19 protein-coding genes and 1 riboswitch are annotated in these 18,827 nt (G+C 46.1%); of the genes, 2 read left to right on the top strand and 17 right to left on the bottom strand.

The genetic code is table 11. The features are described 5' to 3' along the window. Positions 1 to 60: 60 nt before the first annotated feature. The 5 genes from ACWHAR_RS03625 to ACWHAR_RS03605 form a co-directional block, all read right to left on the bottom strand. Positions 61 to 519, bottom strand: a complete 459-nt coding sequence (locus ACWHAR_RS03625; RefSeq protein WP_007409443.1) for a YpbF family protein — start codon at positions 517 to 519, stop codon at positions 61 to 63. A gap of 68 nt (positions 520 to 587) precedes the next feature. Then, positions 588 to 1,346 (bottom strand): LysM peptidoglycan-binding domain-containing protein, encoded by a 759-nt coding sequence (locus ACWHAR_RS03620; protein WP_032873244.1) that lies wholly within the window; start codon positions 1,344 to 1,346, stop codon positions 588 to 590. Next, positions 1,324 to 1,911, bottom strand: a complete 588-nt coding sequence (locus ACWHAR_RS03615; protein WP_007409441.1) for a CPBP family intramembrane glutamic endopeptidase — start codon at positions 1,909 to 1,911, stop codon at positions 1,324 to 1,326. The genes ACWHAR_RS03620 and ACWHAR_RS03615 overlap by 23 nt, the downstream gene beginning before the upstream one ends. A gap of 14 nt (positions 1,912 to 1,925) precedes the next feature. Further along, entirely contained in the window at positions 1,926 to 3,416 is a 1,491-nt protein-coding gene (locus tag ACWHAR_RS03610) for a RecQ family ATP-dependent DNA helicase (RefSeq protein WP_032873242.1), read from the bottom strand. Further along, on the bottom strand, positions 3,409 to 4,467 hold the full coding sequence (locus ACWHAR_RS03605) for a helix-turn-helix domain-containing protein (protein ID WP_032873240.1): 1,059 nt from the start codon (positions 4,465 to 4,467) through the stop codon (positions 3,409 to 3,411). Before ACWHAR_RS03605 ends, ACWHAR_RS03610 begins: the two co-directional genes overlap by 8 nt. A gap of 268 nt (positions 4,468 to 4,735) precedes the next feature. Between ACWHAR_RS03605 and ACWHAR_RS03600 the strand changes: the two genes are divergently transcribed. Then, a complete protein-coding gene (locus tag ACWHAR_RS03600) occupies positions 4,736 to 4,984 on the top strand; it encodes a ferredoxin (protein WP_003153403.1) in 249 nt (82 codons plus the stop codon). A 136-nt stretch (positions 4,985 to 5,120) separates the two neighbouring features. On the opposite strand, the gene ACWHAR_RS03595 is transcribed toward ACWHAR_RS03600, so the two are convergent. After that, positions 5,121 to 5,693, bottom strand: a complete 573-nt coding sequence (locus tag ACWHAR_RS03595; RefSeq protein ID WP_003153402.1) for an ECF transporter S component — start codon at positions 5,691 to 5,693, stop codon at positions 5,121 to 5,123. A gap of 147 nt (positions 5,694 to 5,840) precedes the next feature. Continuing rightward, a riboswitch (FMN riboswitch) is annotated at positions 5,841 to 5,975 on the bottom strand. Between the two features lie 206 nt (positions 5,976 to 6,181). Between ACWHAR_RS03595 and serA the strand changes: the two genes are divergently transcribed. After that, entirely contained in the window at positions 6,182 to 7,759 is a 1,578-nt protein-coding gene (gene serA, locus ACWHAR_RS03590) for a phosphoglycerate dehydrogenase (protein ID WP_032873237.1), read from the top strand. Between the two features lie 45 nt (positions 7,760 to 7,804). Here serA and ACWHAR_RS03585 read toward each other — a convergent pair whose 3' ends face one another. From ACWHAR_RS03585 to ACWHAR_RS03535, 11 genes are all read right to left on the bottom strand, one after another. Continuing rightward, positions 7,805 to 8,869 (bottom strand): hypothetical protein, encoded by a 1,065-nt coding sequence (locus ACWHAR_RS03585; RefSeq protein ID WP_032873235.1) that lies wholly within the window; start codon positions 8,867 to 8,869, stop codon positions 7,805 to 7,807. Next, positions 8,844 to 9,428: an RNA polymerase sigma factor SigX gene (sigX, locus tag ACWHAR_RS03580; RefSeq protein ID WP_003153399.1), complete on the bottom strand. Its 585-nt coding sequence runs from the start codon at positions 9,426 to 9,428 to the stop codon at positions 8,844 to 8,846. The genes ACWHAR_RS03585 and sigX overlap by 26 nt, the downstream gene beginning before the upstream one ends. A gap of 190 nt (positions 9,429 to 9,618) precedes the next feature. Further along, positions 9,619 to 11,400 carry an ATP-binding protein gene (locus ACWHAR_RS03575; RefSeq protein ID WP_007409435.1) on the bottom strand — a complete coding sequence of 594 codons (1,782 nt, stop codon included), beginning with the start codon at positions 11,398 to 11,400 and terminating at the stop codon, positions 9,619 to 9,621. Next, the gene (gene resD / locus ACWHAR_RS03570; protein WP_003153397.1) at positions 11,397 to 12,119 is read right to left on the bottom strand and encodes a DNA-binding response regulator ResD; all 723 of its coding nucleotides are present in this window, start codon (positions 12,117 to 12,119) and stop codon (positions 11,397 to 11,399) included. The genes ACWHAR_RS03575 and resD overlap by 4 nt, the downstream gene beginning before the upstream one ends. A gap of 81 nt (positions 12,120 to 12,200) precedes the next feature. Further along, positions 12,201 to 13,376, bottom strand: a complete 1,176-nt coding sequence (ccsB, locus tag ACWHAR_RS03565) for a c-type cytochrome biogenesis protein CcsB (protein ID WP_032873233.1) — start codon at positions 13,374 to 13,376, stop codon at positions 12,201 to 12,203. A gap of 18 nt (positions 13,377 to 13,394) precedes the next feature. Continuing rightward, positions 13,395 to 15,023, bottom strand: coding sequence for a cytochrome c biogenesis protein ResB (gene resB, locus ACWHAR_RS03560; RefSeq protein WP_032873231.1), 1,629 nt, complete (start codon positions 15,021 to 15,023; stop codon positions 13,395 to 13,397). Then, complete coding sequence (gene resA / locus ACWHAR_RS03555; protein WP_003153391.1) at positions 15,020 to 15,559, bottom strand: thiol-disulfide oxidoreductase ResA; 540 nt, start codon at positions 15,557 to 15,559, stop codon at positions 15,020 to 15,022. Before resA ends, resB begins: the two co-directional genes overlap by 4 nt. An 84-nt stretch (positions 15,560 to 15,643) precedes the next feature. After that, positions 15,644 to 16,378, bottom strand: coding sequence for a 23S rRNA pseudouridine(2605) synthase RluB (gene rluB / locus ACWHAR_RS03550; protein ID WP_007612296.1), 735 nt, complete (start codon positions 16,376 to 16,378; stop codon positions 15,644 to 15,646). Positions 16,379 to 16,471: 93 nt separating this feature from the next. Further along, on the bottom strand, positions 16,472 to 17,008 hold the full coding sequence (gene spmB / locus ACWHAR_RS03545) for a spore maturation protein SpmB (RefSeq protein WP_003153387.1): 537 nt from the start codon (positions 17,006 to 17,008) through the stop codon (positions 16,472 to 16,474). Between the two features lie 4 nt (positions 17,009 to 17,012). Then, positions 17,013 to 17,603 carry a nucleoside recognition domain-containing protein gene (locus ACWHAR_RS03540; RefSeq protein ID WP_003153385.1) on the bottom strand — a complete coding sequence of 197 codons (591 nt, stop codon included), beginning with the start codon at positions 17,601 to 17,603 and terminating at the stop codon, positions 17,013 to 17,015. Further along, positions 17,591 to 18,742 carry a D-alanyl-D-alanine carboxypeptidase family protein gene (locus ACWHAR_RS03535; RefSeq protein ID WP_020956018.1) on the bottom strand — a complete coding sequence of 384 codons (1,152 nt, stop codon included), beginning with the start codon at positions 18,740 to 18,742 and terminating at the stop codon, positions 17,591 to 17,593. The genes ACWHAR_RS03540 and ACWHAR_RS03535 overlap by 13 nt, the downstream gene beginning before the upstream one ends. Between the last annotated feature and the right edge of the window lie 85 nt (positions 18,743 to 18,827).

Raw genomic sequence — 18,827 nt, 5'->3', positions numbered from 1 at the left:
CTTACATTAGACGGACAAACAAAAAAAGACGTTTCTATCCTTTCCGGAAAACGCCTCATTTTATTTGCTTTCAAAATAAAGATTGATATCATACCGATGTTTCATCAAGTGAAAAACAGATTCTCTCGCCCTCCATTTTTCAGGCTGGGGCCATAAATCCGTGCTTTTTTGGATAATTTCACATCTCAGTTTATGAAATTCACCCTCAGCTTTTTCTTCCTTTTTTTTAAAATAATAAGAAGTGCAATACGCAAAAGCGGAAGCCATAATCCAGCACAAGTAAACCGTATGGCCTAATATTTCCTGCAGAATCAGCTGCGGAGAGGCTTGGGGGGCATTAAAGCTTTTAAACATCAGCAGTATGCACATCAGGGAAAAACAAACGAGGGACGCCCACTGCCATCTTCGGCATTGTGCGGCATAATTTTCGTATTTTAATTTCCGTTTCACCAGCGCCTGAAGCATTTGTTTCGTCGGTCCGTCAGCAAATCTGTCTAATTGCTTCCATAAAGAATCCATGCGCTTCACACCTTGTCCGTTTTCATTGGTACACTATATGAAAAACGCGGTGAAAACATGCATTTATTTTAATCAGACAGCGGAATGTTCAGAACCTGGCCGGTGTACACGTCGTTTCCGTTTAATCCGTTGTAGCTGCGGATTTTTTCTTCGCCCGCCCGGCTTTTATAATATTTCATTGAAATGCGGTAAAGCGTTTCTTTCGGCTGTACAGTATGCTGTACGGTCCGCACATTTTTCGGGACAGTCCCGGCTTGATCACTCGCGGCAGCCGGAGCCGCTTTTTCACGGACAGCCGGCGGAGACTGCTGTTTTGTCTCCGCGTATTCGGTGTCTGTCGGCTTTACTTGTTTTTCTGAGGGCGTTTCCGTTTTTTCACTTGGTTTTTCTTTCGTTTTTTCAGATGCAGCCGCTTCTTTTTTATCTTTGTCATCAGACTTTTTTTTCGGTTGTTCTAAAAGAGCGGTTTCTGACGTTTCTTTCTGAGCGCCTTTCGGAATAACGGCAGGCGCGCTTTCACTGTGGTCTATGAAGACATCTTCATAGTCCTTCGGGTCAAATCTGCTGCTGTTCGTCATATAAAGAAGACCGAAAAAGACACCGATTGTTACGATAATGAACAGGACGGTCAGAAAAGTGAACAGCGGCGTTTTTGTTTTGGTTTTTTCCTTTACCTGCTCTTCCTTTTTTTTACGCTCCTCTTTTACAGATTGTCTTGTCGGGAGGCTGTCTTCAAGATATTCAATTTGTTCATCCGCGGCCGCGGCAATCTGCTGCTCGGCACGCAGCTGAGCTTTTCTTCTTTCAACTCTTGACATTTCCGTCATGCAAACCCCTCCTAACATATTGAAAACGGATCTGACAGGCAAATACCGCATCAATAATAAAATGCGCTGTAACCGGAACGAATAAATTGCCGGTCCATTCATAGATAAGCCCCAGCAAAAGACTGATGCCCGCAACCATCATAAACAGAAGCCACTTCGCCAAGTATCTGAAATGAAGCACGGTAAAAATGAAGCTGGCGGCCCATAAGCCGATATGTGTCTGCAGAACGCCTCTGAACAAAATCTCTTCGCTGAACGAAATGAGAAGCGTCAAAAACAAAATGTGCAAAACCGGCCTGTTCTTAAAAAGCAATACATTAATGCCGCCGTCATCATATAAATGCGAAGGACACCATTTCATCACCGCCAGATCGGCAAAAATGACAAGGACAGCAAGAGTTACACCGTACCATATGATATTATCGTCACGTATATGCCACAGCTTTAAAAAATCGTGAATGTCGGTAAAAAAGAAAAAGCCGATAACAGCTGAAACCGCCAATATGAGCAATTGGGTGGCATACAGCTGCATCACAATCTCCCGGTCTGAGAGCTGCCGGATCAATTCGCTTTGCCGTCTCAGCTGAACTCACCCGCAGACTCTGAACCGAAAATCCGGCCTAATTCCAGCTTCCAATCTTCAAACCGTTCCATATTTTTACGTTCTCCTTTTTGCTCGTACGGAGCCAGATCAAGTCCGCAGCTGCTGCAGCATTGTCCGGTTTGACCTTCAGGCTCATACGATTCATCAAAATAAGACAGCAGCGCTTCTCTTATACATTCTTTCCGCTCTAATAACGCCGAAAAACGATTCATTTTACGCAGCTTCTTTTCCACGCGGTATGTCAGTTCTTCCTGCAGCTGCTCTTTTGTTGTTTTTCCTTGCAGATACAGATGGACGGCCGTTCGCGCCTGTGTTTCCTGGACGCCCTTGTTGATCAGAACGTCCCGAAGCTTTCGTTCATCACTCGTACCGGCATCCCGTATGACGGCCAGAATGCCTTCCAGATCATAATCAGACAGGCTTTCTGTCTGAATAATCTGCTGCTGAAGCTCGGTATCGCCGGGCGCCCTCAGCAAAATACTGACACTCGGGCTGCCGTCGCGTCCCGCTCTGCCGATTTCCTGCATAAAGGCCTCAGCCGTTTGGGGAGGATAAAAGTGAATGACAAAGCGGATATCTGACTTATCCACACCCATGCCGAACGCATTGGTACAGCAGATGCAATCAAGCTGGTTATGGATAAATTGCTGCTGGATTAAGATTCTGTCCCCTGTATCCATTCCGCCGTGATAATAATCCGTCCGCTTTCCCGTTTTTTCATTCAGCTCAGCCGCAAGCTCTTCCGCCCATTTTCTGGTCGGACAATATATGATACCCGGGCCTTCAAGCTTTTCGGCAAGCTCCGTGAGCCTGCTTATTTTCTCGGCATTATCCGCCAAATGTTCTGCCGCCAGGAGAATATTCGGCCGGTTGACTGAATAAAGATGACGCACCGCATGCTCAAGTCCGAGCACATCCGTCACGTCTCTGAGTGTTTCTTTTGTCGCTGTTGCGGTTAGCGCCAATACAGGCGGCTTTCCGAGTGCCTGCCTGAAAGGCCCGAGCTTCGAGTAATCAGGCCTGAAATCATGTCCCCATTCTGATATGCAATGAGCCTCATCAATAACAAATAAACTGACCGGAACGTTTTTCAAACGGTTCAGTACATAAGGTGAAGAAAGGGCTTCAGGGGACATATAGAGAAATTTATACCTGCTGATGTTGCTGAGAATAAAATGCCGCTCTGCGGAATTCAGCATGCTGTTTAATGCAGCAACCCGCTTTTCTCCTTTCGCTTTCAGCTGCTGCACCTGATCTTCCATTAATGAAAGGAGCGGCGAAATAATCAGCACCAGCCCGTCCATCATGTAACCCGGGAGCTGATAGCATAATGATTTTCCCCCGCCGGTCGGAAGCATGGCGATCGTATCCTTTTTTTGGAGCACGCTAGTCATAATCTCTTCCTGCCCTTTTTTAAAGGAATGCAAACCAAAATACTTGGATAAAGCTTTATGCAGCTCAGTCATGCTGGTTCACCGTCTTTGCCAGCGCCAGCCTGATCTGAAAATAGCTGAAGCGCATCTGCATTCCTTCGCGAATCCGTTTAATTTTATTCGTTTGATGCTGTTTTGCAAATGCCGTTATCATACGCTGTTCCTCTTCAGAAAGATACTGTTCTATAAAAAATGCAGGCTGATGCAATGATATTTCTACGATATGATCTTCGATTGTGGCAGTTTTTAAATTTCTGACCGCGGCGATCCGTTCAATCGGAAACCCTTTTTCCAACAGCTCAAAGGTTTTTCTGGCAGACTGTGTCAGCGCGCTTTCCGCCTGCAGATCGGACAACAGCTCGCGCAGAGCGGGATATGCACATTGCGGAAGCGATTGAATAACATAATGTACCGCTCCCCAAAACTGGACGGACACATACCATTCATCTTCGTTCAGCTGGAGAGCGAGCTGCTTATTCGTTTTGCCGATTCTGTTGAATGAAGTTAAAGAATAGACAAAAATAAGCGCCTGCCGTTCACTTACGCCTTGCAGAAGATGAAACAGCGCGTCATGCATTTGGACGGAAAGCTCTTTAGCATCTCTGTTTTTCCGCATGAACCGTTTGACCCATCTCAGCGTCTGCACATCGTTGGTAACCGGGATATATTGACTGCATTGATGCTCTTTGTTTGACAGGACTTGAATGAGCAGGGAAAGCCGCCTCCACAGGGTGACAGCAGGCGTTTGATAATTCGCGCCGTGGCAGTGCTTCGGCCAAGGCCGCTCGGCAAACGCCCGTTCAAGCCTTTGAACGCCGCGCGCAGTCACTTTCCACGTTCCCTCTTCTTTTCCGGCTGTGATGTATGAGTTCTCGGTGAGTTTATGCAAAGAAGCCGCAATATCGCCGCGTTCACACTGTGAAGCCATGCCGAAATATTTAGCGATCTGAAATAAGCCGGCATCCTGAATGGTTTGAGACGACTTTTTTCCTTTTAATAAATGAAACACAGCACTCGGAGTCCGTTCGCCGTCTATTTTGTCCAGACAGTCGAGAACCACGGTATCAAAGTAGTTTATCGCCAATCTAAACACACCTACATTTCTTCTGTGACAAGTTTCGTTTTTTGGTTCTTTTTATTTTAACAGATTTTCATATAAATTTGACGTTTAAAGTCATCTTTTAGGGGGAAGTGCTAAAGAGAATCCCTTATGTGATAAGCATTCTCAATCATTTTTCTGTTGAAATTTGACACTAACATCATTACAATAAGTAAGAGGAATAGGTGTTATATTTAAAAATATATAAGGTAAACCATTTGTTCCAACACGAACAATCTGGGAGGTTTTATTCATGGCAAAGTACACAATTGTAGATAAAGATACGTGTATTGCATGCGGCGCCTGCGGAGCTGCGGCACCAGACATTTATGATTATGATGATGAAGGCATTGCGTTCGTTACGCTTGACGAAAATAAAGGCGTCGTCGAAGTTCCGGAAGTTCTGGAAGAAGATATGATTGACGCATTTGAAGGATGCCCTACTGATTCAATCAAAGTTGCGGATGAACCGTTCGAAGGCGACCCGCTGAAATACGAATAAAAAAGCCCTCCCCGTGAGAGGAGCTTTTTCGTCCTGAATAAGACTCCGGCTGTTATCGGCCGGAGTCTTATTTTTTGCCGATCAGCACAAACAAAAAAGCGTCCGGCTGTTTTCACAGAGCGGACGCTTTCAATCTTTATTGTGTTTGGATGCTGCGTTTTTGTTCAATCCAAGGTTTCAGCTTCGTAAAGATGAACGTAAAGACGATGGTGATGATAATGCCTTTTACAATGTTAAACGGCAGAATTCCTGCGACAACCGCCGTTTTTAACTGGCTGTTTGACAGTGCCGGTGAATGTAAAAACCAAGTATACGCGGGCAGGATAAGAATATAGTTCAAAATACTCATCAGCACGGTCATCGCCGCGGTTCCGGCCAGCAGGCTCACCGCAAGACCTTTTGCAGAATTAAGCTTTTTAAACATAAACGCCGTCGGCAGAATAAACAGCGTTCCCGCGATAAAATTGGCTGCCTGCCCGACAGGCACGCCGGCCATGCTTCCTTGAATGATATACTGCAGAATATTTTTAATCGCTTCAACCGCAATCCCCGCCGCAGGCCCGTAAACCAAAATGGCGATAATTGCAGGAACGTCACTGAAATCAATTTTCAAATAATCCGGCAGACCCGGAAACGGGAAATTTAACAGCATAAGCACAAAAGCAATACTGCTAAGCATACTGATGACAACTAATTTTTTTACTTTCACAATGCTCTCTCCTTTTCGATCAAATCTCTCGAAAAGAGGAAAGGTTCTTTTGCGCCCCAATAAAAAAACCGCTTTTGTTAAAAAGCGGGAGCTTACTAAGGCTTGGCAAAGAAACGTTTGATATAAGCATCAAAACGTCTGCTGAACCTCCATCTTCTCCCATCCAGACTATACTGTCGGCTCCGGAATCTCACCGGATCCTGCCGCCGAAGCAGCTCGCGGGCTTAGAGCATGATGCTCATCACCGCCGGTAGGGAATTTCACCCTGCCCCGAAGATTGATCTTATGAATTTATTCACATTATATATGATCAAATTGCAATTGTATAGAGAACTGCTCAAATTTAAATAAAATATTGGGGAAGCCCAATTTAAGCTGATTCAGCGGTTTCCTTTTCTCCTTTACTGCGTCAATACACATTGACACTCTATTGAGAATATGATAAATTATCAGATATTTAGTCAGCTAAACTAGGAGGAAATCTAACAATGTTTCGAGTTTTGGTCTCAGATAAGATGAGCAATGACGGCTTAAAGCCGCTGATGGAATCAGACTTTATAGAAATTGTTCAAAAAAACGTCGCGGATGCAGAAGAAGAATTACATACCTTTGATGCCCTGTTAGTCCGCAGTGCCACGAAAGTAACCGAAGAATTGTTTAAAAAAATGACCTCTTTAAAAATCGTCGGCAGAGCCGGTGTCGGCGTAGACAACATCGACATTGATGAGGCCACAAAACATGGGGTTATCGTGATAAACGCGCCGAATGGAAACACCATTTCAACGGCAGAGCATACATTCGCGATGATTTCTTCATTAATGAGACACATTCCGCAAGCCAATATCTCAGTAAAATCTAGAGAATGGAACCGGACGGCTTTTGTCGGGGCGGAGCTCTACGGAAAGACTTTAGGCATTGTCGGTCTGGGCCGGATCGGAAGCGAGATTGCCCAGCGCGCCAGAGCGTTCGGTATGACGGTTCATGTATTCGATCCTTTCTTAACCGAAGAGAGAGCCGGCAAAATCGGCGTAAACAGCCGGACATTCGAAGAAGTGCTTGAAAGCGCGGATATCATTACCGTCCACACGCCTTTAACAAAGGAAACAAAAGGACTGCTTAACAGAGAAACCATTGCCAAAACGAAAAAAGGCGTCCGTCTTATCAACTGCGCAAGAGGCGGTATTATTGATGAAGCGGCGCTTTTGGAAGCGCTGGAAAGCGGCCATGTCGCAGGCGCTGCCCTTGACGTGTTTGAAGTGGAACCGCCAGTTGAATCAAAGCTTCCCGACCATCCGCTGGTGATCGCCACACCTCACTTAGGCGCTTCAACGAAAGAAGCACAGCTGAATGTCGCGGCACAGGTTTCTGAAGAAGTGCTGCAGTTTGCAAAAGGTCTGCCTGTCATGTCAGCGATCAACCTGCCTGCGATGACGAAAGATGAATTCAAAAAAATCCAGCCTTATCACCAAATTGCTGATAAAATCGGAAGTCTCGTATCACAATGTATGAAGGAACCCGTCAAAGATGTTGCGATTCAATATGAAGGCACCATCGCCAAACTTGAAACATCATTTATTACAAAAAGCCTGCTGTCCGGTTTCTTAAAACCGCGTGTAGACTCAACGGTCAATGAAGTGAACGCCGGCGGTGTAGCAAAAGAACGCGGAATCAGCTTCAGCGAGAAGATTTCCTCCAATGAATCAGGATATGATAACTGCATCAGCGTAAAAGTAACCGGAGACCGGAGCACATTTACGTTAACGGCTACGTATATCCCTCACTTCGGTGAACGAATCGTTGAACTGAACGGCTTTAATATTGACTTAAATCCTGCCGGCCACCTCGTTTATATCCAGCACCAGGATACGACTGGTGTAATCGGACGCGTCGGACGCATCCTCGGCGATAACGATATCAATATCGCTACCATGCAGGTAGGCCGTAAAGAAAAAGGCGGAGAAGCCATTATGATGCTTTCTTTTGATAAACATTTAGATGATAAAGTCGTCAATGAGCTGACTTCAATTCAGGATATTGTTTCCGTTAAACTGATTGACCTTCCGTAACCAACAAAAAACCCAAAACATTCATATGTTTTGGGTTTTTTACGTTTAATGGCTTGGAAGCGGATTAGGCGCGGCAGGCACAGCGATAGGTTTTGTCACATCATAATTACCGATTTTCTTTGTATGCGCATGTGTGAACAGCACCTCAGAATAACCGAATTCCTTCGCAGTTAACAGAAGCCCTTCGATCATTAAAATCCCTTCCAGCGAATCTTCAACCGTATGTTTTTCGGACAATTGAATCCGCAGCTGCTCACCGTCTTCCCTTTCCGATACCGATGCAATCGCATCTGCTTCTATAATGCTCGCGGTCTGTGAGCCTCCGTCTGTTGTCTTCATCCCGTCAATAGCCTGATATACTGAATAATAGGTTTGTTCAGACGGGATGAGATACTCTTGTCCCAGACTGTCGCTGTAAGAAAAATACGCCCGGTTTGTCTGTTTATGTACGGACATCTCAGCGGAAATGCCGTAAGATTTATAAAAATCCTGTCCGGCTCCGTTTTGAACCTTTTTCAATTTAATCCGCTCGTAAGGACTCCATGTCAAAGTCTCTTTCAGCATCTTTTTCAATAAGTCAGCATCGGCAACTGATTCGATAGAGAACCGTCCGTTTACCTGCACAAGCAAGTCCTTCTTATCCGCCGTTACCTGCACACCGTCCAAAAGGTTCGGCACAGACAGGAAGGATTCGGGCACTTCTAGGTTTTCCGCTTCGGATAAAGCCTCTGAAACCGATTCATCCGGCTTCTTTTTTTCAAAACTGACCGGAATGACGGCGGATGTTTCTGAATCGGCAAATGCCAAGGTAATGTAATTGTTTTTGTTTTGGTTTGAGACGACGAACGTCTTCTGATCCGGCGGCTTGACAGAAGCTGACTGACTGGCTTTTTCAGTCTGGCGGCTGTCAGCGGTTAGATCACCGGAAGATTTGTTTGTCATCAGGTGAGGAGATATAATCAGAGCGATGCACAATGCGCAGACGCCGGCTGCGGCGGGGCCGATCCAGCTTCGGGCCGGTTTTTTCCTGTACGGTTTACCTGTTTCAATATTCCGGTAAATGGCCTCGGGTGAACGATGATCTCTAACCGCCGGAAGTTGTCTTAACAACTCCTCTACTCTTTCTTCGTTCCAATATGACTTCATCATCCATTAGCTCCTCCCTCAAAAGCTCCATCTGTTTCCGAAGTATTTTGAGCCCTCTGTGTTGGGTCGTTTTGACTTTGCTTTCCGAGAAGCGGAGAGCGGCGGCTGTTTCCTGAATGGAATATCCCTGAATAAATCTCAAGATAATAACAGCTCTTTGATCAATGGTGCAATGATCAAGCGCGGTATAAATTTCCCGGACGTTTTCATGCTGTACGGCGAGTTCGTCCGGAAGCAAATGCTGATCTCTGACATCTTGTGTATCCCAATCAAACGTACCCATAATACGCTGTCTGATCGTCTGCTGCTTGCGGAACCAGTCAATCGCCACATGGCGTGCGATGGATAACAGCCATGTTTTTTCACTGCTTCTTCCTTCAAATGTATGATAGGAATTCAAGACGCGGATATACACTTCCTGCGTCAAATCTTCAGCCTGCGACTTATCTTTTACCATATAAAATAAAAATTGATATAAATCTTGATGGTATGCATCATATAATATCTGAAAGGTTTCTTCCATGGGAAACCCCTCCGTTCACTTTTTTGTCGTAAAAATGCGTTGAAAAGTTACATTACAACTATATTACGAGAAACTGGAATTTGGAAGGGAATTTATATTAACATATTCTTAAATTTTTAAAGGAGAAACAAATAAAAAACACCCGCAGAACATGCGGGTGTTTCGTATGGAACAAGATTGTTCGTCAATTTCAGACGTCATCCTGCACTTTTGTCGGAATATAAAATGTAAACGTCGTCCCTTTGTCGATGCTGCTGTGAACCGCAATTGAGCCGCCGTGGGCTTCCACGATATTTTTTACGATGGCGAGTCCGAGTCCGGTCCCCGCCCTGCCTCTTGTTCTTGCTTTGTCCGCTTTATAAAAACGTTCAAAAATAAAAGGCAGGTCTTCTTCCGGTATTCCAGAGCCGGAATCTTTGATATCGATTTTCAGTCCGTCTTTTACGGTCTGAGCCGCGATATGAACGCTTCCGCCTGACTCCGTGTGGCGCAGCGCATTATCTATAAGGTTGGTAAACACCTGTTCCATTTTATCTTCGTCAAAGACACACTCCGGCTGAGACACCGAGATGTCTTCTGTGAGCGAAACGCCTTTTTCCTTCGCTACCCCGGAAAATTTGCGGGAGATCTTCTCCAGAAATTCATGCAGGTTTACCGTTTCATAGTGCAGGCCCGTATGTCCGGATTCCATTCTGGCCAAATCCAGCAAATCATTGACGAGCCGGCCCATGCGAAGAGATTCATCATAAATGATCTGCGCGATTTCTTTTTTCTCCTCTTCGGTGCTTGCAATGTCGTCCACTATTGCTTCACTGTATCCCTGCAGCATAGAAATCGGGGTTCTGAGCTCATGACTGACATTGGCAATGAAGTCTTCACGCAATTTATCGAGCCTGCGCTCTTCGGTCATATCACGGAGCACGGCCACGGCGCCGCGGACGTGTGATTCCGCATAAAGAGGCGACATCAATAAAACCCATGACCTTCCTTGAAGCGTCATTTCAATCATTTGCTCTTTTTCTGTGTTCACTGCATTTTGAAATAGCTCTTTTGCTTCAGGGGGAAGGTTATCTCCTTCTTTAATGTTCATGTTCTGCTCATAATACCATGCCTGCAGAAAACGTTCGGCCGGCGGGTTGGTCACCAAAATGGTGCCGTCGATATTAATGGTGATGACCCCGTCTGCCATACTGCTTAAAATATTGGACAGCTGTTCTTTTTCCTGATTCAGCGCGTTAATATGGAAATTGAGCTGCCGTCCCATCTGATTAAAGGCAATGGCCAGTTCCCCGATTTCATCTTGGGTCAGAATCGGAATTTTTGTATCAAACTTTCCTTTCGCCAAGTCTTGGGCGCCTTCCCGCATTTTCCGAAGGGGATATGTCACCCTGCTGGATAAAAAGAACGCGAAAAACGTTGTCAGGACGATGGCAATGCCCGCCGCAAGAAAAATATAGCGTGTTGTATGTTTCGTCGTATCTTTGACGGCAAGCAGCGATTGGGATAAAAAGACCATGCCTTTTTTGCCGTCTTTTTCATACGGCACTCCGACGATCAGCCGTTCGTTATCCGAACCGGCATTGTTGGGGACCGCGCGTTTGCTTACTTTTTTGCGGTCTGTCAGCGCCTTGTGCAGATCCCGGTCATGTTTGATCTGCTCTAATGTAATAGAGGATAAATGATTATCGTCATTGGGCGAATACCAGACATGCTTATCATCCTGAATGATCGCGATGCTCGTTAAATTGTCCGCCAGTTCCCACGTGATGGATCTGGCAAGCGGCTGGTCTTCATGATTTTCTATTATGACCGCAATTTTATCGGCAAGCTGCGTTAAATCTTTTTCCGCTTCTTCAACGTGGTAATTTTCTATAAATTCCAGAAGCAGCACCGTTAAAATAAATAAAACAATTAACACGAGTGAAAGAATGGTAAACCAAAGCTTTCCTACTACGCTTTTCCAAAACTTCATTCAGCGCCTACCTCAAATTTGTATCCGACTCCCCATACGGTGACGATTTTTTTCGCCGCTCCCGGGGACACTTTATTTAATTTTTCACGGAGCCGTTTGACATGGGTGTCCACCGTTCTGAGGTCTCCGAAAAATTCATACTGCCACACTTCTTTTAAAAGCTTTTCCCTGTCGTACACTTTGTCCGGTGTTTTCGCCAGGAAGTACAGCAGTTCATATTCCTTCGGCGTCAGGCTCACCTCCGTGCCGTCCGCAGTCACCCTGTGAGCATCGTGATCAATGGATAGATGCGAAAAGACGAGAACATTTTTTGTCGGGGTATTGGCTGTCAGATAAGATGTTTGGGAAGCCCTTCTTAAAAGCGCCTTTACCCGAAGCACCACTTCTCTCGGGCTGAAAGGCTTGACGATATAATCGTCCGTACCCGCTTCAAACCCCTGGACGCGGTTGGCTTCTTCCCCTTTTGCCGTCAGCATGATAATCGGCGTCGCTTTTTTTTCTCTGAGCTGCCGGCATACTTCGATTCCGTCCGTTCCCGGCATCATTAAATCCAAGAGCACCAGATCATAATCTGATGCCAGCCCCATTTTAATGGCCTCGTCGCCGTTTTCCGCTTCTTCAATCACATAGTTTTCCCGTTCAAGGTACATTCTTAAAAGGCGTCGAATTCTGGCTTCATCATCTACTACTAATATTTTAGTTTCATTTGTTTGATCCATCGTTTTCCCCCTGCTTTCCTTCTGTTACTTTCATTTTAACAAACTGTGCGGCAGCTTGAGAACTGTATCGGCTTTTTGCATCTATGCGTACGAATGAAGTCCGGCAAGCACGAGATTCACAAAAATTAAGTTAAACATAATAATGGCGAAGCCGATGACGGCAAGCCACGCGGACTTTTCGCCATGCCAGCCTCTTGACAGCCGCAAGTGCAAATACGCTGCGTAAAATAAAAAGGTGATCAGCGCCCATACTTCCTTCGGGTCCCAGCCCCAAAAACGCGTCCATGCAAGCTGCGCCCAAATCATCGCAAACACAAGCGCGCCGAGTGTGAATACCGGAAAACCGATGGAAACAGCGCGGTAGCCGACTTCATCGACCAAGTCCAGATTCACATTTTTGACGAGCGGGCTGATAAGAGCGCTGATTCTCTTTCTGAATATCAGCCTGAGCCCACCGTATAAAACGAGACCTGCGCCAAACGACCAGATCACCGTATTGACCTTTCTGCCTGAAAAAATGGCCGGAAGCTCAATAAGCGGCTTCATTGCGCCTTCCGTAAGCAGTTCTCCCTCATGCGGGCCGACAAGCGCAGGCATATCATATATCATGACGCTTTTGGCTTCTTTTTTATCCACCCAATTAAATTCAGCTTTGTAGTCCGCCAGCCGGAATGCCGACGTGACGGCGATAAATGCCACGGTCGTCACGAGTATAAACATGATGACTTCAAGCCAGAACGTTTTTTTGCCCGGTCTGGATTGGTCGACATGCTTTAACAGGAAAATGACGCCGGCTACAAAACTGATCGCAAGAATCGCCTGCCCGAGCGCCGCCGTCGTGACGTGAATGTACAGCCAATTGCTCTGCAGTGACGGAATAAGCGGTGTAATGTCTGTCGGAAACATGCTTGCATATGCGATAAGCAAAAGCGCGATAGACAATGTGAACATGCCTAATGAAGGCAGTCTGTAAATAAAGTAAATAATAATAAAAGCGAGAACAAGCATCATGCCGAATGACGTCGTAAATTCAAACATATTGCTGACAGGCGCATGTCCGCTTGCCGACCATCTCGCAATGAAGTAGCCGAGATGACAAAGAAATCCGAAAATGGTTAACGTGATTCCGATAGCCGACCAGCGGCCCTTACCGTCCTTAGCACCTTTTGTTCCCCGGATGGCGCCGCCGAAAACAGGGACGGCAATTAAATAAATCAAAAAGGCAGCATAAAGAAAATTTGCGCTCAGCTCCGCCATGACACCACTCCTTTTTCACTAGGCCTGATTTTTGGCCAATTCTTTTTGATCGGCCGGCTCTTGAATCCCGGTCCCGCTAAGAACAAATTCGATATCCTTTTTCAGACCGAACCAGTTTTTGTTCGTATGTCCCGCCACAAGCACTTCATGATCACCTGTTTTGATCCAGATCCTTCTGTGCTGCCAGTACATTCCTTGAATGACGCCGATCATAAAGATCGCGCCGCCGACGGCAAGCACCCATAAGGTTAAGTCTTTTCTGACGGTGAGTCCTGTAATGTTTTTCGTTTCCACATGGTCGAATTTTAATTTGTACTTGTTACTTTCGGAACCTTCAACAGTCTGCTGAATCGCAACAAAACTTTTCTCCCCTTTCGGCTTGTCAGGAGCCGTGATTTTAAAGACAAAAGCCGGATTGTTAGGAACCTTCGTTTTCGTGCTCGGTTCTCCGTCCTTGTTAAAATAAAAATCAGGAAGATAACTGGCGATCTGCACTTTGTAACCGTTACCAAGATCATAGTCCGTGTCGGGATCAAGAAGATTGATCTTCAGTTTGCCAAATGACTGTTTTGTTTTTTGGTCGATCAGCTGAAATACCATCTGATCGAGCTGGTTTTCTTTATAGTCCACCTGATACACAGAATAGGAGTCAAAGCGAAGCGGTTCATTGACGCGGATATTGTTTTCTTTGACTCTTTTAAGCTTCGGCTTTTCGCCGAATACAATGTCGCCTTCCCTCTTGTACAAAACCGCGTCCGTTGTGAAGGATTTGGCGACTTTGCCGTTTCCGGCTCTGTCAATGGCGTCGGCGAATACTTTTTTCTCGGTGTCTTTGTTATATGTCTGCATCGTGAACCGGTTGTTTTTTAAGTAATACTTGCCATCAGTGCCGGGGATCTGAGCGGTTTCGCCTTCACGGACCCAGAGCGTTTCATCGACATACATACCGGGTACAAATCTCAGCATGGCTCCGATCAGAAAAATGATCAGACCGATATGATTGACGTAGGGCCCCCACCTTGAAAAACGGCCTTTTTCCGCCAGAATGCTTCCCTCTTGTTCTCGCACTCTATAATGCTTTTTTTTCAATCGTGTTCTGAGGCTATCAGCCGCATCCCCGCTCAGCTCGGTTTCTGTCCGGCTGTATAGACGCTGCCTCTTCAAAAAGATCGGATTCCGCCGAACTCCTTGATTTTTCAGCGCTCTGTACAAAGGAATCACCCGATCCAGACTGCAGATGACCAGTGATATGCCAATGGATGCGATCAGGAGCATATACCACCATGAGCCGTACAGGTGATGAAATCCCAGCAGATAATACATTTGGCCGATTATGCCGTACTGCTGTTCATAATATGTATCCGGCTGGGCGCCCGGCGGCAGATAAGCTTCCTGCGGAAAAACCGTGCCGAAAGCAGACGCCGCCAGAGTAATGACGATCAGCCATATTCCGACTTTTACGGAAGAAAAGAAGTTCCATACCTTATCTACGATTGTTTTGTTATATGTTTGCGAACGCCTTGCGCTGCCGTCGTACCGCATATCCGCAAGCAGCGATTTTTGATCATCAAGCGGCTTCCCGCACGACTCGCATAAAACCGTCCCGGCTGGATTCACGTGCCCGCATTCACATTTGACCTTTTTCATGAAGACGCCTCCGGCTTAATTAAATTCATATAGTCATGAACCATGCGTTCTGTCATCGTGCCGGTCACCACTTTCACGACTTTTCCGTCGGGATTGATCAAAAATGTCGTCGGAATAGGTGATACGCCGTACGCGTCCAGCACTTGCCGGTCAGTATCGAGCGCAACCGGGAAATTGACGCCGTATGTTTTCATAAAGTTATGTACTGCAATTTTTGATTCGCCGACATTTACCGCAACCACCTCGACACCGAGGTCTTTAAAATGCTTGTATTGATTCTCCATGTAGGGAAATTCCTGCTTGCACGGCTCGCACCACGTTCCCCAGAAATTCAGAAAAACGCCTTTTCCTTTTAACTGACTCAGTTCTATGAGTCTGCCCTCTGTATCTTTCAGCGCGAAATTCGGGGCTTTGGACCCCTCAGATATACGCTCGCCGTTTGTGTAAACAGCATTATAGATGGTATATCCGAGCGCGCAGAGTAAGATGAGAAGGATGCCGGTCCGAATGAATAAACGCCGCCGTTTTTTGTTCATTGTACACTGCTCCCCTCCCCTGCCTGCAAATCCATTCAATTATATCATCAACACGTTTTGTAATTTTTGAAGGTTATGTGAAAATTAGAAAGCGTTTTTACCGTGTTCAGCTAAAGCCCGCAGCCTTTTCACCTCATGCGGCGACAATTCTCTTGCGTCTCCTGTGCGCAGGCCTCTTAAATCTAAAAATGCGTATTCTTCACGTTTTAGTTTCAGCACGTCATGACCGATCGCCTCGAACATGCGGCGGACCTGTCTGTTCCGTCCTTCATGAATCGTCAGCTGAATGATGCTCGTCTGCTTTCTTTTGTCCAGGGAAAGCATTTTCGCTCTGGCCGGCGCCGTCTTGCCTTCTTCAAGCTGAATGCCGCGCTCAAGCTTTCTCAAAAGTTCCTTGGAAGGAATCCCCTTCACTTTGGCGACGTACGTCTTATCAATTTCGTATTTCGGATGCATGAGTTTGTTGGCAAACTCGCCGTCATTTGTCAGCAATAAAAGTCCGCTCGTATCATAATCAAGCCTGCCGATCGGATAAATGCGCTGCGGCACTTCTTTGAAAAAGTCGGTCACCACTTTCCGCCCTTTGTCGTCATCAGCTGCTGAGATCACTCCTCTCGGTTTATAAAGCAGAAAGTACACGGGTTCTTCCCGCTCCACCTTTAATCCGTTTACTTCAATCTGATCAGAACCGGTCACTTTTACGCCGAGTTCTGTTATTACTTTTCCATTCACCTTTACTTTTCCTTCTTTTATCAGCTCTTCCGCCTTTCTGCGTGATGCCACGCCGGCATGAGCAATAACTTTTTGCAGTCTTTCCATGTCGTTCACCTCAAGTATAATCTTACTTTTTTCCCCCTGAACAAACAAGCTTTTTCAAGGAGAGTTATTTTGATATATAAAAAGCGCCTGATTTCAGGCGCTTCCAAATAATAACGTAACTATGATGATTGATGCAACCACCCCGATCAAATCAGCGAGAAGACCAACCTTTAAAGCATCCCCCATTTTTTTGATGCCGACCGCCCCGAAATACACCGTCAGGACATACAGCGTCGTGTCAGTCGATCCCTGCATGACCGAAGCCAGCCTGCCGATAAATGAATCAGGCCCGTACACGGCGATCAGATCTGTCGTCATGCCGAGCGCCGCCGTCCCCGAAATCGGGCGGATCAGAGCAAGCGGCACGACTTCTGCGGGAATGCCGAGCGCTGTAAAGAAAGGCTTGCACAGCCCCATGACAAAATCCAGCGCGCCCGAGGCCCGGAATACGGTAATCGCCACCAGCATCCCGACCAAATAGGGAATGATGGAAAACGCTATCTCAATTCCTTCTTTTCCGCCTTCAACGAATGATTCATACGTCGGCACTTTTTTGATCGTGCCGTATATCAATATACCGGCGATAATAATCGGAATCATGGCTAAAGACAGCCAATTCACCATTTCCATTCGCTTACCTCCCTTTTCTTTTGCGGCGGTACCAGAAGTAGCGGTCAATGAAAATCGCGCCGATTCCCGAAATTAAAGTCGCTAAGATGGTCGGCCCGACGATATCGGTCGGTGATTTCGCCGAGTAAGCCATGCGCACGGCAATGACGGTTGTCGGTATCAATGTAATACTCGAAGTATTTACCGCCAAAAAGGTAATCATGGAACGGCTGGCCTCAGACTTACCTCCATTCAGCTTTTTCATCTGCTCCATGGCTTTAATGCCGAGCGGTGTCGCCGCATTTCCCAGTCCGAAAAAGTTTGCCATGAGATTTGATAAGATGTATCCCATCGCCGGATGATCAGGGGGAATATCGGGAAACAGCTTAGAAATAAACGGGCGGCACATTCTGCTGAATATATCCAAAAGGCCGGACTGCTCGGCTATTTTCATCAGGCCGAGCCAGAACACGAGAACGCTCATTAATCCGAACGAGATCGTAACCGCTTCTTTCGCTCCTTTAAAAACGGCTTCATTCACATCCTGCAAGGTACCGTTAAACATCGCAAAGACAAGTCCGATTACCGTCAGACATACCCAGATTAAATTGACCATGACGAACCGCCCGCCGCGCTCATAAACAGGCTCGTAAACGTCTCAATGAAATGCTTTTTCGGTTTTTTATGGCGCTCGTTTTCATAATAGACGGGGATCTTGGCGATCACTTTCCCATCATGCATAACAGTCATCCGGCCGACGACATCAGGAATGAGAGAGGCGTCCTTTTTCCAGGCTTTTTTCGGTTTTATTAAGGTTGTGCGGATTTTCACATCGTCGATTTCATCCTCTTTTAACAAATATTTGACATCCCGGGCAATAAAAGCGCGCTTTCCGTAAAACGTCTTTTTCAGCTTCGGAATGCCGCCTTTTTTGGCGACGACATAGGTTTTATAGTGATCAAAGACATAATTAAACATATTCATATGATCATCCCAATCATCCGGATCATTTATGGTGACCGCGATGAGATCCGTACCGTCTTTTGAGGCCGTCGAGACGAGCGTCCGTTTCGCGATTTTTGTGTAACCCGTTTTTCCGCCTGTGCTGTAACGGTAGAGCCCAGTCAGAAGCTTGTTTTTATTTTTCCATACCCGGTCCATCGTTTCCGCCTTATACACTTTTGTGCCTGAAACGGTCCGGTATTCCTTGATTTTCATCGCATATTTAGTCAAAAGCGCCATGTCATACGCCGTTGAATATAAATTTTCATGGTCGTCCAGTCCGTGCGGATTTTGAAATTTTGTATTTTCCATCCCGATTTGCTCGGCTTTTTTGTTCATCATAAATACAAAACCGTCAAGGCTTCCGCCGACATATTCAGCTATTGCTGCAGCGGCGTCATTTCCTGATCTCAGCATAAGCCCGTATACGAGATCTTTCAGCTTCACTTTTTGTCCCGGCTGAAGATAAATGGCTGAGCCTTCCGTTTTTACGGCATTCGGGGAAACCGTCACGGTCTCTTCCATCTTCCCTGATTCAATCGCCAGCACCGCCGTCATGATTTTCGTAATGCTTGCAATCCGCCGCTTATGATGTTCATCCTTGGCGAATAACACCCTGCCAGATGCTCCGTCGATTATAATCGCGCTTTTTGCGCTGACATGTATTTGGGCATGTGCCGTATTGCCGTCTGTAATGGAAAAAAGAATAACAAAAGTCAAAAGAAATACGGCAGCTTTTTTGAGAAAGCGCATGAATGCTCACGTCCTTGTTGTGGGTTTGTACAAGTTTATGCGCATGTCCATGACTTATGAATACCAATTGCGTCACTTTCACATA

It is taken from the genome of Bacillus sp. LR--39 (assembly GCF_053613335.1).
Note: the sequence above shows the minus strand (reverse complement) of the source record. Positions and strands in the feature narration are given on the sequence as shown.

Excerpts from the sequence above, each read along its gene's own strand:
- spmB (WP_003153387.1), bottom strand. The coding sequence starts at position 17,008 with ATGGAAATGGTGAATTGGCTGTCTTTAGCCATGATTCCGATTATTATC.
- ACWHAR_RS03575 (WP_007409435.1), bottom strand. The coding sequence starts at position 11,400 with ATGAAGTTTTGGAAAAGCGTAGTAGGAAAGCTTTGGTTTACCATTCTT.
- resD (WP_003153397.1), bottom strand. The coding sequence starts at position 12,119 with ATGGATCAAACAAATGAAACTAAAATATTAGTAGTAGATGATGAAGCC.
- ACWHAR_RS03625 (WP_007409443.1), bottom strand. The coding sequence starts at position 519 with ATGGATTCTTTATGGAAGCAATTAGACAGATTTGCTGACGGACCGACG.
- ACWHAR_RS03535 (WP_020956018.1), bottom strand. The coding sequence starts at position 18,742 with ATGCGCTTTCTCAAAAAAGCTGCCGTATTTCTTTTGACTTTTGTTATT.
- ACWHAR_RS03600 (WP_003153403.1), top strand. The coding sequence starts at position 4,736 with ATGGCAAAGTACACAATTGTAGATAAAGATACGTGTATTGCATGCGGC.
- sigX (WP_003153399.1), bottom strand. The coding sequence starts at position 9,428 with ATGGAAGAAACCTTTCAGATATTATATGATGCATACCATCAAGATTTA.
- resB (WP_032873231.1), bottom strand. The coding sequence starts at position 15,023 with ATGAAAAAGGTCAAATGTGAATGCGGGCACGTGAATCCAGCCGGGACG.
- ccsB (WP_032873233.1), bottom strand. The coding sequence starts at position 13,376 with ATGGCGGAGCTGAGCGCAAATTTTCTTTATGCTGCCTTTTTGATTTAT.
- rluB (WP_007612296.1), bottom strand. The coding sequence starts at position 16,378 with ATGGAAAGACTGCAAAAAGTTATTGCTCATGCCGGCGTGGCATCACGC.
- resA (WP_003153391.1), bottom strand. The coding sequence starts at position 15,559 with ATGAACAAAAAACGGCGGCGTTTATTCATTCGGACCGGCATCCTTCTC.
- ACWHAR_RS03540 (WP_003153385.1), bottom strand. The coding sequence starts at position 17,603 with ATGGTCAATTTAATCTGGGTATGTCTGACGGTAATCGGACTTGTCTTT.
- ACWHAR_RS03610 (WP_032873242.1), bottom strand. The coding sequence starts at position 3,416 with ATGACTGAGCTGCATAAAGCTTTATCCAAGTATTTTGGTTTGCATTCC.
- serA (WP_032873237.1), top strand. The coding sequence starts at position 6,182 with ATGTTTCGAGTTTTGGTCTCAGATAAGATGAGCAATGACGGCTTAAAG.
- ACWHAR_RS03620 (WP_032873244.1), bottom strand. The coding sequence starts at position 1,346 with ATGACGGAAATGTCAAGAGTTGAAAGAAGAAAAGCTCAGCTGCGTGCC.